This is a genomic window from Clostridium sp. AF32-7AC, assembly GCF_003477925.1.
Lineage (GTDB): Bacteria > Bacillota > Clostridia > Lachnospirales > Lachnospiraceae > Otoolea > Otoolea fessa.
In genome coordinates, this window is record NZ_QUEG01000001.1 from 12,406 (window position 1) to 29,560 (window position 17,155).

Consider the following 17,155-nt stretch of genomic DNA (forward strand, 5'->3'; position numbering starts at 1 on the left):
AAACAGCGCATTGACCTTTCAAGTCTCTTCTGCTGTCTTTTCACAGCCCCTTTTTCTTACGTATTTTTCTAATACTTAGTATCCGTACCCCATTAGTCTCGGAAGCCATGTGATGATTCCCGGTACATATGCAAATACAAACAGAAGCAATATTTCCGTCAAAAGGAACGGAAGCGCTCCCTTTACAATCTGTTTAAAATTCAAGCCTGAAATCGAAACCGCCGTAAACAGATTATATCCAAACGGAGGTGTTACGAATCCAACTACCAGGCAAATACAGAACAGCATACCGATGTGGAGTTCATTACATCCGAGTGCAATTCCAACCGGAATTAAAATTGGTGCCAGAATCAGAGTTGCCGCTACATTATCCATCAGACAGCCTACAATTAAGAGCACTACAACTAGTACGAAGAGATAAAGTGCCTGGCTGCCACCTACGAAGCTGATAAATGCATTGGAAATCACGATTCCGATCTGGGATTTCGATACAACCCAGGAGAACAGGGACGCCGCCGCGATGATGAAATTGACCATTGTCGATGTTTTCAGGGAATTGATCAGGATCTTCGGTAAATCTTTTACTTTCAGTTCTTTCAATGCAAAACCCAGAATCAGCGCATAAACAATGCCGACCGCTGCGGATTCGGTTGGTGTAAAGATACCGCCATAAATACCGCCTAGAATCAGAACCGGAAGTCCCAGAGCGCCCAGCGCTTTCCAGAACAATTTCATGGATTCTTTAAAATCAAACTTCATCGTCTTCGCATGTTTCAGAACCTCCGGATTCCTGTATGCGAATACGACATTGACTAACGATAACGCCAGTGCGATAACAAGTCCCGGGACAACCCCTGCCATAAACATTGCCGGAATTGAAAGATTCATTGTAACTCCATAAATAATCATGGGAATACTCGGAGGAATGATTGGTCCCAATGCACCTGCCGATGCAACTAACCCCGCGCTCGTTTCTCTGGAATAACCTGCCTTCAGCATGGAAGGAAGCATAATTGAACCAATCGCTGCTACCGTCGCCGGACCAGAGCCCGTCAGCGCTGCAAAGATCGCACAACTGAATACGGTTACAATTCCAAGTCCGCCCGGAAGCCAGCCTAAAATACTCTTCGCCCAATCGGTCAGACGTTTGGAAATACCACCGAAATCCATCAGGTTTCCTACCAAGATAAACAGTGGGACTGCAAGCAGTGTGAAGGAGTTAAGACCGTAAATCAGCCGCTGTGCGACTACCAGCATACTTCCTCCCGTTGTCGCCAGATATGCCATTCCGGCAGAAAGGATTGCAAATGCAACCGGAATGCCTAAAAGCATCAGACCAAATAATACTACTAATACAAGTGTCATAATACCGGTTTATCCTCCTTTCTCTCTGTCGCTGATACGATCATCGCAATCGCTACAAATGCCTGGAACATCAGAAGGATTCCGCCGACTGCCACGGAGGAATTGATACACCACATCGGGACAGAAAGCGCGGTGCTCAAGTTGGTTCTGGAGCTGTACGCAAGCTTTAAGCCTGCGTACAGCATTACGGTTCCATCAAAAAAGATAACTAATTCAATGATAATATCGACAATTTTTCGAAGCGTTCCATGCATCAGATCCAGGATTGCTGTTACTGTAGCATGTCCGCTTCCCTCAATCAACAAGGAAGCGCCCAGCATATGCATCCAGATAAAACAGTACCGGGCAAGTTCTTCGCTCCATGACAGTGAATTATTCAGAATGAAGCGGAAAAACACCTGTGCCACACAGGCAACAATCAGGACAATAAAGATCACCATTCCTATGTAACTGACGCACTTATTAATTATGTCTGAAACCTGCTCTAATTTTTTCATGCTGTCAAACCCTCTTTCTGCAATCACCCCTCCGTGCCGGTCAGGGATTTAATCTGATCCACCCACTCAGAACCGATGTAGGATTCCATCTCGTCATAGCACGGCTGTACGGCACTCTGGAATGCCTCTGTATCTACATCCTCAGAAGATACGATCGTCATGCCCTGAGACGTCAGATCCGACTCCATCTTTTCAGCGGTTGCATCGTTATTTTCACGTGTTTCTTTGGCTGCTTCCTGTGCTGCTTCTTTTAAAATCGCCTGATCTTCCTCAGATAAGGACTCATATACGCTGGTAGAAATACATACCGGAAGTGGAGAATAGAACAGGTTTACATTATCAATGTATTTGCAGATATCCGGGAAACCGTTGGTATATAATACGCTTAACGGTGCATCACAGCCATCTACGGTACCCTGCTGCAGAGCGGTTAAAAGCTCGCCCCATGCCATCGGGGTTGCATTTACACCCAGTGCCTTATAAGCAGACAGGTAAATCTTTGTCTCCATGCAGCGGATCTTCAGTCCATTCAAATCGGACGGTGCTTTGATTTCTTTGTCCTTTGTACATAACTGACGGAATCCGCCCTCAGAAAATGCAAGACATGTAACGCCTGTTCCGTCCATATTGTCGATCAGGGACTGACCGAAATCGCCGTCTACGATCTCACGTGCCTGTGCCAGATCGCTAAAAATGAACGGAAGATCCAATGCACCGTTTGCCGGTACATAAGAAGAAACATATGCATTCGTCATGACTGCCATGTCGCATGTTCCGGTCTGCATGCCTTCCCACATCTCCGGCTCGGAACCAAGCTGACTGCTCGCATACAGGTTGACCGCAATTCTGCCCTCGGATTTTTCTTCCACGATCTCTTTGAATTTGGTTGCTGTAAAGTGATACGGATCATCTGCGTTTGCTGCGGTCGTATAACCGATGCTGAGTGTTGTCTCGGCATTCGGGTTAGCGGTGTTCTCGACTGCCGCCTGTTTTCCTGCCGCCGCTGCCTGTGTGGTACCACCTGCCTGTCCGCCGCCGCACGCTGTCATGCTGAGCGCTGTCACTGCTGCTAATGCCCCTGCCAATACTCTGTCTTTCCTCATAATGTAAAATCCTCCTTCTAAAAAATGTGCATTTATATAAATTTATCTGCATACCACTTCTTCCGGTACCTTCTGGACCATGTCCCGTATCTGTGCTTCCGCAATCCCACAGGTCAGCATCACGGCGATAAACCGTTTCAATTCCGAAACGGGTGTCGGCGCCCCTTTCTGCCCTCGGTCCGTTGCCAGATATACGTGTCCACTTCCAACGGTCCGAATCGTCTCTGCCATCTCTTCCGGCATCACACTTTTCTGTGCCAGATTAAACCAGTTCTTCTCAATCACAACCCCCAGCTTCGCCAGTTCCGCCTGATCGTCTCTTCCTATCCTCGTCCTTGGAAACTCTGGATGTGTCAAAATCATATTGACCCCCCGTTTCCGTCCTTCCCTGCATAAAATCAGGGATTCCTCCGGGCTGATATGTCCTGTTGCCAGAAATGCGTCCTTTTCCTTGATAGCATCCATGATGTCGTAGACGCATTCTTTTAATGTTCCATCCTGTTCCAGAATGGTAATACCCCTGCGGTCGAAGAAATCTCCCTCCATGTTTCCGAATACTAGGCTGTTTTTCGCATCCCGGGTCGGCATCCATACAATTTTTGCCCCCGCCCGCAATGCATTTTTCACCGCGTATACATTCAAGCCCCCTGCCGGGCAGTTGAGGCAGAGCCCGCCATACGCTTTCGCCTTACAGCCGCTGTAGCGGTTGATCAGTTCTGCCCGCAAAGCCGTTGATTCATAATGACTTTTCAGCATCACTCCCGCCATTCCTGCCGCGTCTGCCTCCCGGATCAACTGGAATCCATCCAATTCTCTCGGAAAAACAGAGGGCGATGAATGTACATGTAAATCGTATGCACCTTTCAGAAGCTCTTCCGCTTTTTTATTTGCGTCAAGTTCAGTCATAATTCTTCTGTCTACACCCTTTCCGTTTGATAGACTCTTTGAAAGTATTCCGCGGTTTTCTTTCTTTATCCCCATTCTAACACCGGGCATTTGTCTCTGTAAAACAAGTATTCACAGAGTTGACACAATACCCAGCTTGTTTTCTGCCCTTTCCTTCTGTTTTTGCATTTGTTTCTGTTAATTCTTAAAGCTGTCACTTTTTATACGGGCAGGTTTCTTCCCCTAGCAAATTTCCCTCCGTCCCTTGAATCTACAAGGAAAATACAGTATAATGAAAGTTAAACACGGTCTGCACACTGCAGGGCAGTCCGCATGAGAAAGTTTATTTTGCAAAATAAGGAGTTTACTGAGATGAATTTAACCACTGTAAGAGAAATTTACCGTTCCAGAGAGACGTATCTGGACAAAGAAGTTCAGATCGGCGGCTGGGTACGAAGTGTGCGCGGTTCCAAGAACTTTGGCTTCATCGTTGTGAGCGATGGCAGCTACTTTGAGACGCTTCAGGTTGTTTACCATGATACAATGCCGAACTTTGCGGAGATCTCCAAGTTAAACGTAGGCGCATCCATTATCGTAAAAGGTACCCTGGTTGCGACCCCGGAGGCAAAGCAGCCGTTCGAGATTCAGGCGACCGAGGTAGCCGTTGAGGGACCGTCCGCTTCGGATTATCCGCTTCAGAAGAAACGCCACAGCCTTGAGTATCTGCGTACCATCTCCCACCTGCGTCCGAGAACTAACACCTTCCAGGCTGTGTTCCGTGTACGTTCCCTGGCAGCTTACGCGATCCATCAGTATTTCCAGGAGCGCGATTTCGTATATGTCCACACTCCACTGATTACCGCAAGTGACTGCGAGGGCGCCGGTGAGATGTTCCAGGTTACCACGATGGATCTGAACAATGTTCCGAAAAAGGACGACGGCACGGTTGACTACTCTCAGGATTTCTTCGGAAAACCGACCAACTTAACCGTCAGCGGTCAGTTAAACGGCGAGACCTACGCGATGGCATTCCGCAATATCTACACCTTCGGACCGACCTTCCGCGCAGAGAACTCCAACACGACCCGTCATGCAGCTGAGTTCTGGATGATCGAGCCGGAGATGGCATTTGCGGATCTGAACGACAACATGGAAGTTGCCGAGGATATGTTAAAATATGTCATCCGCTACGTCTTAGAGCACGCACCGGAAGAGATGAATTTCTTCAACCAGTTCATCGACAAGGGACTCCTTGACCGCTTAAACCACGTATTAAATTCCGAGTTCGGTCATGTAACCTACACCGAGGCCGTCCGCATCCTCGAAGAGCACAACGACGAATTCGACTACAAGGTATTCTGGGGCTGTGACTTACAGACCGAGCATGAGCGCTACTTAACCGAGAAGATCTTCCAGAAACCGGTCTTCGTTACCGATTATCCGAAGGAGATCAAGGCATTCTACATGAAGATGAACGAGGACGGCAAGACCGTTGCAGCGATGGACTGTCTCGTACCGGGCATCGGCGAGATCATCGGCGGCAGCCAGAGAGAGGACAACTTAGAGAAGTTAGAGGCGCGTATGGACGAGCTTGGACTCAAAAAGGAGGACTACGATTTCTATCTGGATCTGCGTAAATACGGTTCCGCAAGACACTCCGGATTTGGTCTTGGATTCGAGCGCTGCGTGATGTACTTAACCGGCGTTTCCAACATCCGCGATGTCATTCCGTTCCCGAGAACCGTAAACAACTGTGAACTGTAAACAATAAGCAACTATGGGGCTGTCGCAAATACTGGAATCTGCTTTCTGCTATTTGCAGCAGTCCCTTTTCTATTATTATTTCAATATGTACATACGGAGTGACAGACTCCTGAAAGGGGGAGAGAATGTGAAATTTATCCATACCGGCGATATCCACTGGGGCATGTCCCCGGACAGCGACAAGCCGTGGAGCCGGGAGCGCAGCCGCGATATCCGCGATACGTTTACCGCCATCATCGCCAAGGCAAAGGAACTGCGCGTGGACTGCCTGTTCATCGCGGGGGATCTGTTCCACCGCCAGCCGCTGCTGCGCGACCTGAAAGAGGTCAATTACCTGTTTTCCACGATCCCGCAGACACAGGTTGTCATCATCGCGGGCAATCACGACCGGATCCGCAAAAATTCCGCCGTTTTAAGCTTTTCCTGGGCTTCCAACGTGACGTTTCTGGAAAGTGAGGATGTCTCATCCGTCTATTTTGAGGATATCAACACCGAGGTGACCGGCTTTTCTTACTATACTGCGGAGATCCCGGAGCCGCGCCTCGATGCTCTTGAAGCGCCGGAGGATGGAAAAATCCACATTCTGCTGGGGCACGGCGGCGACGCGAACCACGTCCCGATCGACCGGGCGGCGCTGGCTTCCTCTGGATTTTCGTATATCGCACTGGGGCACATCCACAGGCCAGAGATCCTACTGGACAAAAAGATGGCATACTGCGGTTCCCCGGAGCCGCTTGATAAGACCGAGACCGGCAGGCACGGCATCCTTTACGGCGAGATCGACCCGGAAATCGGTCAGGTAACGACACTGGACTTTATTCCGATGGCGAAGCTCCGCTACATCCCGCTCATCGTCCGCGTCACGCCGGATACGACCAACACGGAGCTGTACTTAAAAATCGCCCATGAGATCGAACAGCGCGGCAATGACAATATTTTCCGCTTCAAGGTGCAGGGCATGCGCGATCCCGATATTTCCTTCGATCTGGACGCCTTAAAGCTGCGTTTCCGCATCGCGGATATCATCGATGAGACGGAACCGCAATACGATTTTTCCGCCCTGTTTGCCGAGCATCCAAGCGATATGATCGGCTTTTACATCCAGGCACTGAAAAAACCGGACATGAGTCCGGTGGAGAAAAAGGCGCTGTTTTACGGCATCCACGCCCTGCTTCTCACCACCGATGAAAGGAGTTAGCTTCCATGCGTTTTCTTGATCTTTATATCAGTGGGTTTGGAAAATTTCATGACACAGCCGTCTCCTTTGAGGACGGGTTAAACGTCATTTACGGTAAAAATGAAGCCGGCAAATCCACGATCCACACCTTTATCCGCGGCATGCTCTTCGGCATCGAGCGTCAGAGGGGGCGCGCCGCCAGAAACGACATCTACAGCAAATATGAGCCGTGGGAAAACAGCGGCACCTACGAGGGGCAGCTCCGGCTTGAATCTGACGACGGCACCATTTACCGGATCGAGCGCTCGTTCCAGAAAAATAAGAAGGAATTTACCGTCATCAACGAGACGACCGGACGCGAGGAACCGGACGGTCGCGCCGTTTTGCAGGAAATTTTGGGCGGCATGAGTGAAACCATGTACAACAACACCATCAGCATCAGCCAGTTAAAGAGTGCGACCGATGAAGGCATGGTTTCAGAACTGAAAAACTATATTGCTAACATGAATACCTCTGGCAATATGGCGCTCAATATCACTAAGGCGACCGCCTATCTGAAAAATCAGCGCAAACAATTTGAATCTCAGTTAAGCCCGGAGGCTTCGGTCAACTATACCTCCCTTCTTAGCGAGATCCGCGCGCTGGAACGCGAGCTTTCTTCGCCAAAATATGAGAATCAGTTACAGGAATACTCAAGGCTGCGTGACTCGGTCCGAAATGAACTGGAACATCAGAAAATAGAAAAAGAAGATTTATCCGACCGGCTGCAGAAGAGCCGTCAGGTACTGGATGAGTTTTCCTTTACGGACGAGGCGTCCATCGAGGCGTACCGCAATCAGGCTGAAACACTCTACCAGGACTATCAGCATGCACAGGTGTCTTCCTCCAGCAAGGGATCCCGGTTTTTCCAGGTGTTTTTCTTTGTCGCAGCAGCAATTTGCGCTATCTGCGCGGCATACTGCGGATATCTGGCGTTCTTCCCGCTTCCGTCTCCGTGGCTGGGAGCTGGTCCCACCGCCCTCATCTTTGGCGTCGCCGCTCTTGTGCTTCTCATGCTGGGAATCTGCGTCACACGGCACCGGAGCCGCCGCAGGCAGGAGGCGGAGAAAAGTGCCTCTGTTTTATCGGAGATTTTGCGCCGCCACTTGGGCGAATCCGAGATTTCGGATGAATCCATGAAGCTTTTGTCCCAGCGGCTGGATCGCTTCATCACGCTCTGCCACGCCGTTACAAACTCGGAGGATTCACTGGTAAAACGTTCCGAACAGATCTCGGCACTGATGGCAAAGCAGAATGACTGCAGCCTTGTCATCGAGGAACAACAGCGCGTCCAGTGGGAGTTAGAGAAAAAGCTGGAGCACCTATCCGCCTGCAAAGACCGGGCAGCGGCGCTCAAACACATTTTAAATGAAAATGAGCGCATCCATCAGGAGATCGCCTCCGTGGATCTGGCGCTTGATACCTTAAAAGAGCTTTCCACGACCATCCGGGATTCTTTCGGTCTGTACTTAAATAAGACTGCGTCCGACCTGATCGCCGGAATTACCGGCGGAATTTATTCCAGCATCAGCATCGATGAGAACCTGAATGCGTTTTTAAACACCCGCCGGAAGCTGATCCCGCTTGAACAGGTCAGCAGCGGCACCGCCGACCAGATCTATCTGGCGCTGCGCCTCGCCGCCGCCCACTTTATCCAGGGCGATGCAGACCGGCTGCCGCTCATCTTTGACGACAGCTTCGTTCTCTACGACGACGAGCGTCTGAGAACCGTCCTCAAATGGCTGCCAACCGCCTATTCCGGGCAGATTCTTGTATTTACTTGTCATGAGAGGGAGATGCGGGTGCTGAAGGAAGAAGGAGCTGCGGTGCATGAAGTGCGGTTGTAAGACTCCTTTCATACATAACCGTGACATTGCCTGTTTCCTATGACATTAAAAAGAACGCCATTTTCTGACATGTATTGGTCCGGAAATGACGTTCTTTTTGTTTCTATTTTAAAGGTCTATTTTTAGTCCCGTATTCCCGCCCGATACTTCGCCAGCAGCTTATTGATACGTCCAGTCGGATTTAACAGCTCGCTTAAGGAGGCATCGTGGTTCAGGTTATCGATGATGAGCGCGATGTATTTGCTCATATCGACGCTGATATAGTACGGTCTGGAGAGAAGCTCCGGTGTCTGGTATACCAGGTTGGTGGTCAGGACGCGGTCGATCAGACCGTTCTCATAGTACTCGTCAAACTTCTGCAGTCCGTTGGTAAACAGACCGAAGGTCGCGCATACGAATACCTTTCTCGCCTTGCGGCTCTTTAATTCCTTCGCTACATCTAACATGCTCTCTCCAGAAGAGATCATATCATCGATGATCAGGACATCCTTGCCCTCTACGCTGGATCCCAAGAACTCATGGGCAACGATCGGGTTGCGTCCGTTGACGATCCTGGTGTAATCGCGGCGTTTGTAGAACATACCCATGTCGAGTCCCAGCACGTTGGAGAAGAAGACAGCGCGGGACATACCGCCCTCATCCGGGCTGATGACCATCATGTGATCGCTGTCGATCTCCAGCTCTTTCTCATTTTTCAGCAGATATTTGATAAACTGGTAAATCGGCTGAACGGTCTCAAAACCCTTGAGCGGAATCGCGTTCTGGACACGCGGATCGTGTGCGTCAAAGGTAATGATATTCTCAACACCCATATCTACCAGCTCTTCCAGTGCCAGCGCGCAGTCTAAGGACTCACGGCCGGAGCGCTTATGCTGGCGGCTCTCATACAGGAACGGCATGATTACGTTGATACGGCGTGCCTTTCCGCCTGCTGCCGCAATGACACGTTTCAGATCCTGATAATGATCATCCGGGGACATATGGTTTACCATGCCGCACAAAGAATACGTCTGGCTGTAGTTGCAGACATCCACGATCAGATACAGATCATCGCCGCGCACCGACGCCTTGATCTCGCCCTTTGCCTCGCCGGAACCAAATCTCGGTGTGTTTGCCCCGATGATGTAGGAGTCCCTCTGGTAACCCGAAAATGCGATCGTCGTCTTATGCTCGCTCTCGCGCTCATTTCTCCAGTCTACCAGATATTTGTCTACCTTGCCTACCAGCTCCTCACATCCCTTTAATGGGATCAGTCCCAGCGGACCCACCGGTATCGTCTCAATGATTTTCTCTTCGTACAGCATTTTCCATTTTCCTCCAGCCTGTTTACTCTCTGTTAATACACTTTTTGCATGTGTTAGCGCATTCTAACGTCTCTTTTATATCATTATGTCCCTTATAAGTCAACCCATGACCGGTTTTTCAGCTTTTTTCGGATCCGGATATCCTCGCCGTAGAGCGGAATGATCTGATACTGGCTCATGATCCGTGACATAACCCGGTCGGTGAACTCGTCGCGCATCTCATTGGTCGGCAGATTGGTGGAAATGATCGTGCCTTTCTTCCGGTTTAAGCGCTCGTTGACCACATAGAAGAGCTGGGAAGTCGTAAACGTATTCACCAGTTCCGTCCCCAGATCGTCGATGATCAGCAGATCGCACTCTAATAAATACTGGGATCGGTCGCGGTCCTCATCGGTCGCATCGTTTGCGAAGAGATCCCTTGAAAATATCTCATACATCTCCACCGCCGGGAGATACACGACGCTGAAACAGCGCTCAATCAGCTCTTTCGCGATGCAGTTGCTTAAAAACGTCTTTCCAAGCCCCGTTTTTCCGGTAAATAAGATATTTCCCTTTTCTTCTTTAAATCCGTCCACATAGTGGTGGCAGAACGCCGTCACCTGCTCCATATACGCGCGGGCAGTCTTGCCGCTACGCGGCTCGATCTTCGTGTCATCAAAATAATCATAGGAAAAATGAGAAAAATTCTCCCGCTCCAGCACTTCCCGGATATTCGACTGGGCGTATAACAGATCGATCTCCCGCTGACGGAAACAGTGGCATTTTTTTCCGTCTTTGTACCCGGTATCCTTACAGTCCGGACAATTATACTGCATCTCCAGATAGTCCGCCGGATAGCCGTAGGCGCTCATCAGCACCTGGCGCTGCTCTTTCAGGTCTGCGATTGTCCCTCGCAGACGTTTCACCGCGTCCGCATCGCCCGCCAGAAGCTCTTTCGCGCTCTTGACCGCCGCGGCGGCGATCGCGTCGTTCATCTCCCGGATCGCCGGTATTTTCTCATAGACCTCGTCAACCCGCGCGTCCAGCTCATGTTTCTTCTGAAGCTGTGTCCGGTTATAAACACGCATGATCGATTCATACTGCGAATTACTGAGTGCCATCGTCCCCTCCTGTCTTCTGCGCTCCGTTTATCATGCTCCATACCATCTCGTCGTAATCATATCCGTGTTCCTCCAGATTGTGGAACCGGTTGGAAGAACGGCTGCTGCCTGCAGACGCCTGCCGGCGCTTCGCCCCGCCTTCTTCCTTCCGTTTTTTATCTAGCTCTGACACATCCCGGAAGCTCTTGACCCCGGCATTTTTCCAATCCCGCAGGATCTTGTCTGCATAGTCAAACGACGGTTTATGTATCTGCCGGATCGTGCGGCTGCACGCCTCGACGATCAGCTCGCGCGTGAAACCGTACTCCCAGAACCATTTTTCTATAAATTCACTCTCGACCTCCGCCGGGCTCCGGTCCGAAAGCCCCATCGCCCGCATAACCGCGAATGAACCCTTCGTGTAGCCCCTGCCGCTCGCTTTCGCCTGTTCCACATCCTTGATGCCGCGCTTATGCCAGCCGAGCGCCACCTTTTCCATATAGCGCAGGCTGGTGTGATGGTTCTGCACGCAGTACTCAATCAGGTATTCCAGCAATTCCCCGGAAAATCCCAGATTCGAATAGAGATTTCCAAGAATCTGGCAGTCCGTCGGTGTGAGCAGCTTGTTTAAATACTGCTGGGCAATATAAATGAGCTGCTTAAACGACTCATCCGAGGTCAGGCGTGACATATCGCAGGCTGCGGCTTCCCGCGCGGCAGTTTTTGTAGATGGCGCAAAGGAACCAGCGCCTGCCAGGGATTCCGTTGAAGCAAAAACCGGCGAAATTTGCTGTCCCGGCGTCTCCTGAAACGATCGCTGTGCCTCTTCACCGACTTCCGTTCCCAGCACCCCGGCTCTCTGCCAGTATGCCAGCGCGCGCTGCACGTCCGCCTCCGTGTGGTTGAGCGCGTCCGCGATCTGTCCGATCGAGACTTCCTCCTGCTGGTGGCGGAGCAGGTACAGATATACCTTCACATATTCTCCACTGGCTCCCGCCATATATGTATCAATAAATACGTCCGGAACCGGCGTTGCGCCCACCGCCAGCCGGTTTTTGAGTCCTATTCCCATCTTCTAACTTCCCTCTTAGCCATTCTGTGTCCTCACATTTCCTGTTACCATTTATCTATCAGCAGCCTGCGGCTGTGTGAAGCATTCAAACTGCTGTATTTTACTTTTATTTTGAAATATTCTCTATTTGTTCCATCCAAATCTTCCTGTTTTCTTACTTTTCCACCGTTTTGATTTTGTTTCCGGACTTTTCCACAATTTTGCTCCGGACAAGACAGTTTTCATCCATTTATCACAGGCTCACTGCGTCTGTTCCTATCATAACATACCTTTTTTTAAAAAGAAATACTCCTAATTATGGTTCGCGGCCGACACTTTTAGACCAATTTTTCCACTATTTTGATTGTGGATAATGTGGATAATGTGGAAAAAGCCTTCAAAAATCTTCAAAAAATAACCCTTCCTCCGACAAAATCCTTATTTTATCAACATTTTCGGCATTTCCCCATTTCCGCATTTAGGCGCAAAAAATCCACATAGTTCCTTTACATAATATGTTGAAAACTATGTGGATAATGTGGATAACTATATGTACACTCGGAGTGCATCTATTTCGCAAGGAGGTTTTCCCCTACATTTACAACGTCTCCGGCGCCCATGGTTATCAACAGGTCGCCCTGTGTACAATGTTCCATGACAAATTTTTCTATTTCATCGAATGTCGGCAGATACCATGCTTCTTTTCCTTTTTCTTTTAGAAGTTTCACGATATCCTCTGAGCTGATGCCGAGCGTGTCCGTCTCGCGCGCCGCGTAGATATCCGCCAGAATGACTTTATCTGCCAGTGAGAGCGCCTCGGCAAACTGCGGCAGAAATGCCTTCGTCCGCGTGTAGGTGTGCGGCTGGAAAATGCACCAGAGTGTCTTGTGTGGATAGTTCTGCGCCGTCTTTAAGGTAGCCTCGATCTCATGCGGATGATGCGCATAGTCGTCGATGATGGTAAATCCATTTACCTCACCCTTCTTTTCGAACCGGCGGTTGGTTCCGGTAAAATGTGCCAGTCCCACGCGGATGGCGTCCATGGAGATGCCATTTTCCAAGGAAACAGCGATGGCTGCCAGCGCATTGTATACATTGTGCTCACCTGCCACACCGAGCGTCAGGCGCTCTTTCTTCTCACCGCCGATATAAAGATCGAAGGACGGATGCGCGTAATCGTCATACTGGATATCACCGGCACTGTAATCGTTGCCGCGGCTGTGACCAAAAGTAATAACCTTGCCTTTTGCCGCTTCTATGATCTCCTGATAGTTCTCGATATCGCCGTTGATGACAATCGCGCCCTGAGCCGGTACGCGCTCGGCAAACAGCTTGAAGGAATGACGGATATCCGCCAGATCCTTGAAGAAATCGAGATGGTCTTCTTCTATATTAAGAATGACCGCCATCGTCGGGTAGAAGGATAGGAAGCTGTTGGTATACTCACACGCCTCCGTCACGAAAAATTCCGGTCCGCCGACGCGGATGTTGCCGCCGATCGCCGGAAGGATGCCGCCGACCGAGATCGTCGGGTCATTTTTCGCCTGCAAGAAAATCTCCGTCACCATCGAAGTGGTTGTCGTTTTGCCGTGTGTTCCGGCAATCGCGATCGCATTTTTATAGTTCCGCATCATCTCGCCCAAGAGTTCCGCACGGGTCAGCATCGGGATGCCGCGCCGTTTTACTTCCTGAAATTCCGGGTTATCCGGGTGAATCGCCGCCGTGTAGACTACCACATCGATGCCATCCTGGATATTCTCCGCTTTCTGTCCGATATATACCTTCGCGCCGCGCGCCTCCAGGTTATCGGTCAGCTCCGAACGGTGTGCGTCCGAGCCGGACACAGTGAATCCCTCGTCCATCAAAATCTCTGCCAGTCCGCTCATGCTGATACCGCCGATTCCGATGAAATGGACGGATTCTGGTTTATTAAAATCAATCTGATATACATTCTCACTCATATTTGTGCATTCCTTCCCCGCCGCAGGCGGTTTTTGTTTTCGCAGACGCCATAGAAAAACGATATGGAACCGCGAGGCATTGTGTTTTCACGTCCTTTTAATTTAACTTCTTTTACATGAAATTGTCAATATAAGGCAAAAAAAATAAAAGATACACGCCAGCCATCGCACTGCGATCCGTCTGTAACATGCATCTTTTATATCATTTAAGTTATGTCTTTTTCTTAGCGTCCCGTTGCCAGACACTTGCCGAACAGCATGGTTTTATAACGGTTTAACGCCGCCAGAAGAATGCTTCCCAGCACACCGATTGCCAGCACCTCGCCGATCCCGACGGTCAGCATCATGAACGGAATCAGATCCTCAGAGCCGTATGCAAAGCGGAGCACCCACGGTACAATGATCGTGTTGGCCAGGATCGGCGGTACACATACTAAAACCTTACTCTTGCGGAGCGCATAGGAGCCGACTGCCCCGATCAGGGTTGCCAGGCTTCCGAATACGATATCCAATCCGGCTGCCCCGCAGAACAGATTGGATAAAAAGCATCCGACAAAGAGTCCCGGGATCGCTGCCGGGGTAAAGAACGGCAGGATGCAGAGTGCTTCCGAAATGCGGAACTGCACCGGTCCGAAGCTGATCGGCTGGAATGCCATCGTCAGCGCTACGTAGATGGCCGCGATCACCGCGCCATACGCCAGAAAATACGTGTTTTTCAGGTTGTTTTCTTTCATATTCAATTCTCCTTTAGTTTTGTTTTACGAGTGGAAGGTCACGAACACTCGATTCATTTTACGCCGGAAATCGGCGGCAGCCCTGTAAGACCTTGTTTTTGCGGGCTTTGCAACGGGTATGAGTATAACATAGAGCAGATAGAAATACAAGTTTTCTTTTCGCTTATCGCCACTGCAAGTTCTGCCACTGGCCACACGGAACACGGGCAAAAATTTTTTCTCTATTTCTCTATCACTCTGCCATAAAAAAGCACTTTCCCTTTCTTTCTATCTCCTGTATAATAGAATCTACATGATTTTGTGCCGGATGCTGCACAGACAGTTGAAAAACGGCACACCGCATTCTCGTTACTTTAGCCTGCAAATAAAAAGTCAAGACTTAATGGGAAAAAAAATATAAAATTTTACATGGTTAAAATTAGGCACTAAAATAAGACCACCACAAGCAGTGCTGGTCTGCAAATAAAAGTTTTGAATTAGCTTGACTCAGAAAGAATACAGAGATATTCCTTCACTCGTCCATAATAGATTCTGAGAAATTTATTAGCGCCTGCAGTCATGTAAACATAGTACGGTTTACCCTAGGCACGTTTTCTGTCCATGAATTGATATACAGGATCATCTTGCGGCATTGTTTTAATAAGAACATCCATTACTTGAAAAAGAGTCTTTCTTAAATTTGAAGACCCACGTTTGGATGTTGGAACACTTTTTTGTGCATAGGAGCCAGACTCGTTTACGCCAGGATCTACCCCGGCGAAAGCAGTAAGGGCTCCTTTATGTGTAAATCTGGTTATATCACCGATCTCAGCCATAAGCTGTGGACCAAGAGATGGACCAATCCCTTTAAACTGCATAACAATCGGGTACTCTGGAAGTTTTGAGGCGGTTTCATTCATGAGAATGCGTATTGTTTCGACGGTAGCGGAAGTGCTGTTAAGCTGAGCGATAGCTTGTCTAATGATGCGTTTGGTTATTTCGTTTTTTGGAAATACCGGGACAAGTTCCGTTGACTGGGTATAAATTTCTTCGGCTTTTGATTTATTGAAGATATATTTTTTTTGCTTGCACCAGTTTTGATAGTGTTTAACAAAAGAATTTAGAGACATTTTACGAACGCAATCTACATGCCAATACGTATAGACAAAATCAACCCATTTTTGGGAGCCATCACTGCGGGGTGGACTATTAAAATAAGTATTTGCATTTGGGTATGTCTGGTCAATGAGATTAATAAGATTATTTTTCATAGCCGTTTTTTGTTTCACATAGAAATGAAACTGACGATTCATGGCTTTTAGTTGTGTGCGCAATTCATCCACAATACTATATGGTTTAAGATTTTGCCATTTGTCAAGAGCATAGCGGGCGATCTTGATGGAATCAGCTTTGTCAGATTTAACTTTGCGAAGAGAGTCATTATTAAAGTTTTTGACTAGCTTAGGATTAACAGCACTGACAAACAGACCAGCTGCTGAAAATTGCTGAGCAAGTACTTCGTAATAGTGTCCGGTGTGCTCCATTACAATTCGTGATTCACCTTCGATAGAGTGAATAAGTTTAATTAGTGAAAGGATATCACTGGATGTGTGCTTGATCTCAAAAGGAGAGGATACAATCTCACCAAATGGTCTTAGAATTGTAACCATGCTTTTACCTTTTGAAACATCGATACCTACTGCGTTCATAAATTTGTCACTCCTTAAAAATATTACAATGGATAAATACCAGATTTACTCATTACCTGCTCAAACTACTGTGTGACACGAATGCACTTAATGTGATTCAACCTGCATAAAACGAACACTGTGAATGAGGAGCTGGTTATCAGTCTAAAGTACGGACGCTAAGTCCTAGTGATGAAGTCGATATACCATTGCATCCTACATTCTAACAGTTTAAGTAATGAGATGGATAAATCCTTACTGGATGTAAGGGGATTACCCATAAATATATTGTAGTAGTGATGAGTTAGGTGTGCCAAATTTTTTATCAAGATACAGAACTAGTGTTTGCTAAATGTGGGGGCATATGGTATAATATAAACATGGAAAAAGATATATTTACTATTAAGGAAAATTCACTTTCATATGGTAGAGGATATGTGTATTCTTTGCAATATCATCTTGTCTGGTGCACGAAATATCGAAAACAGGTCCTGAAAAATGGGATAGACGCAGAATGTAAAAAAATGTTGTATGGGCTTGCGGAGGAATACAAATTTAAGATTCTGGCGATGGAGGTTATGCCAGATCATATTCATTTACTTCTGGATTGCAAACCGCAATTTTTTATATCAGACATGATAAAGATTATGAAGGGGAATCTGGCACGTCAGTTGTTTCTTTC

General features: G+C 48.4%; 13 protein-coding genes and 1 pseudogene. 4 read left to right on the forward strand and 10 right to left on the reverse strand.

What is annotated here, in order from left to right; all coding sequences use genetic code 11:
• Positions 1 to 75 precede the first annotated feature (75 nt).
• From DWZ45_RS00065 to DWZ45_RS00080, 4 genes are read right to left on the reverse strand one after another with little or no spacing between them, the layout of a single operon-like run.
• The gene (locus DWZ45_RS00065) at positions 76 to 1,365 is read right to left on the reverse strand and encodes a TRAP transporter large permease (protein WP_207722853.1); all 1,290 of its coding nucleotides are present in this window, start codon (positions 1,363 to 1,365) and stop codon (positions 76 to 78) included.
• Positions 1,362 to 1,862, reverse strand: a complete 501-nt coding sequence (locus DWZ45_RS00070) for a TRAP transporter small permease (protein WP_107001703.1) — start codon at positions 1,860 to 1,862, stop codon at positions 1,362 to 1,364. Before DWZ45_RS00070 ends, DWZ45_RS00065 begins: the two co-directional genes overlap by 4 nt.
• 23 nt (positions 1,863 to 1,885) lie before the next feature.
• On the reverse strand, positions 1,886 to 2,965 hold the full coding sequence (locus DWZ45_RS00075) for a TRAP transporter substrate-binding protein (protein WP_118466988.1): 1,080 nt from the start codon (positions 2,963 to 2,965) through the stop codon (positions 1,886 to 1,888).
• A gap of 42 nt (positions 2,966 to 3,007) precedes the next feature.
• Complete coding sequence (locus tag DWZ45_RS00080) at positions 3,008 to 3,871, reverse strand: DUF6282 family protein (protein WP_107001705.1); 864 nt, start codon at positions 3,869 to 3,871, stop codon at positions 3,008 to 3,010.
• Between the two features lie 351 nt (positions 3,872 to 4,222).
• Here DWZ45_RS00080 and asnS point away from each other — a divergent pair, with 351 nt between their 5' ends.
• The 3 genes from asnS to DWZ45_RS00095 all read left to right on the forward strand — a co-directional run bounded on the left by asnS (position 4,223) and on the right by DWZ45_RS00095 (position 8,677).
• A complete protein-coding gene (asnS, locus tag DWZ45_RS00085) occupies positions 4,223 to 5,614 on the forward strand; it encodes an asparagine--tRNA ligase (RefSeq protein ID WP_118466990.1) in 1,392 nt (463 codons plus the stop codon).
• 127 nt (positions 5,615 to 5,741) lie between these two features.
• Entirely contained in the window at positions 5,742 to 6,812 is a 1,071-nt protein-coding gene (locus DWZ45_RS00090; RefSeq protein ID WP_118466991.1) for a DNA repair exonuclease, read from the forward strand.
• A gap of 5 nt (positions 6,813 to 6,817) precedes the next feature.
• Positions 6,818 to 8,677 (forward strand): AAA family ATPase, encoded by a 1,860-nt coding sequence (locus DWZ45_RS00095; protein WP_118466993.1) that lies wholly within the window; start codon positions 6,818 to 6,820, stop codon positions 8,675 to 8,677.
• A 122-nt stretch (positions 8,678 to 8,799) separates the two neighbouring features.
• Here DWZ45_RS00095 and DWZ45_RS00100 read toward each other — a convergent pair whose 3' ends face one another.
• From DWZ45_RS00100 to DWZ45_RS00125, 6 genes and pseudogenes are all read right to left on the reverse strand, one after another.
• Complete coding sequence (locus DWZ45_RS00100; RefSeq protein ID WP_118466995.1) at positions 8,800 to 9,981, reverse strand: ribose-phosphate pyrophosphokinase; 1,182 nt, start codon at positions 9,979 to 9,981, stop codon at positions 8,800 to 8,802.
• Between the two features lie 92 nt (positions 9,982 to 10,073).
• A complete protein-coding gene (locus DWZ45_RS00105; protein ID WP_118466997.1) occupies positions 10,074 to 11,081 on the reverse strand; it encodes an ATP-binding protein in 1,008 nt (335 codons plus the stop codon).
• Positions 11,068 to 12,132 carry a DnaD domain protein gene (locus DWZ45_RS00110; protein WP_118293765.1) on the reverse strand — a complete coding sequence of 355 codons (1,065 nt, stop codon included), beginning with the start codon at positions 12,130 to 12,132 and terminating at the stop codon, positions 11,068 to 11,070. The genes DWZ45_RS00105 and DWZ45_RS00110 overlap by 14 nt, the downstream gene beginning before the upstream one ends.
• A 548-nt stretch (positions 12,133 to 12,680) precedes the next feature.
• On the reverse strand, positions 12,681 to 14,072 hold the full coding sequence (gene murC / locus DWZ45_RS00115; protein ID WP_118466999.1) for a UDP-N-acetylmuramate--L-alanine ligase: 1,392 nt from the start codon (positions 14,070 to 14,072) through the stop codon (positions 12,681 to 12,683).
• Positions 14,073 to 14,296: 224 nt separating this feature from the next.
• Positions 14,297 to 14,806: a QueT transporter family protein gene (locus DWZ45_RS00120; RefSeq protein WP_117796647.1), complete on the reverse strand. Its 510-nt coding sequence runs from the start codon at positions 14,804 to 14,806 to the stop codon at positions 14,297 to 14,299.
• A 476-nt stretch (positions 14,807 to 15,282) separates the two neighbouring features.
• Positions 15,283 to 16,494, reverse strand: a pseudogene (locus DWZ45_RS00125) (IS110 family transposase).
• Between the two features lie 359 nt (positions 16,495 to 16,853).
• On the opposite strand from DWZ45_RS00125, the gene tnpA reads away from it, so the two are divergent.
• On the forward strand, positions 16,854 to 17,155 hold a 302-nt coding region (tnpA, locus tag DWZ45_RS00130; protein WP_118467742.1), incomplete at its 3' end, for an IS200/IS605 family transposase.

Excerpts from the sequence above, each read along its gene's own strand:
- DWZ45_RS00110 (WP_118293765.1), bottom strand. The coding sequence starts at position 12,132 with ATGGGAATAGGACTCAAAAACCGGCTGGCGGTGGGCGCAACGCCGGTT.
- DWZ45_RS00075 (WP_118466988.1), bottom strand. The coding sequence starts at position 2,965 with ATGAGGAAAGACAGAGTATTGGCAGGGGCATTAGCAGCAGTGACAGCG.
- DWZ45_RS00100 (WP_118466995.1), bottom strand. The coding sequence starts at position 9,981 with ATGCTGTACGAAGAGAAAATCATTGAGACGATACCGGTGGGTCCGCTG.
- DWZ45_RS00065 (WP_207722853.1), bottom strand. The coding sequence starts at position 1,365 with ATGACACTTGTATTAGTAGTATTATTTGGTCTGATGCTTTTAGGCATT.
- DWZ45_RS00070 (WP_107001703.1), bottom strand. The coding sequence starts at position 1,862 with ATGAAAAAATTAGAGCAGGTTTCAGACATAATTAATAAGTGCGTCAGT.
- murC (WP_118466999.1), bottom strand. The coding sequence starts at position 14,072 with ATGAGTGAGAATGTATATCAGATTGATTTTAATAAACCAGAATCCGTC.
- asnS (WP_118466990.1), top strand. The coding sequence starts at position 4,223 with ATGAATTTAACCACTGTAAGAGAAATTTACCGTTCCAGAGAGACGTAT.
- DWZ45_RS00105 (WP_118466997.1), bottom strand. The coding sequence starts at position 11,081 with ATGGCACTCAGTAATTCGCAGTATGAATCGATCATGCGTGTTTATAAC.
- DWZ45_RS00120 (WP_117796647.1), bottom strand. The coding sequence starts at position 14,806 with ATGAAAGAAAACAACCTGAAAAACACGTATTTTCTGGCGTATGGCGCG.
- DWZ45_RS00095 (WP_118466993.1), top strand. The coding sequence starts at position 6,818 with ATGCGTTTTCTTGATCTTTATATCAGTGGGTTTGGAAAATTTCATGAC.
- DWZ45_RS00080 (WP_107001705.1), bottom strand. The coding sequence starts at position 3,871 with ATGACTGAACTTGACGCAAATAAAAAAGCGGAAGAGCTTCTGAAAGGT.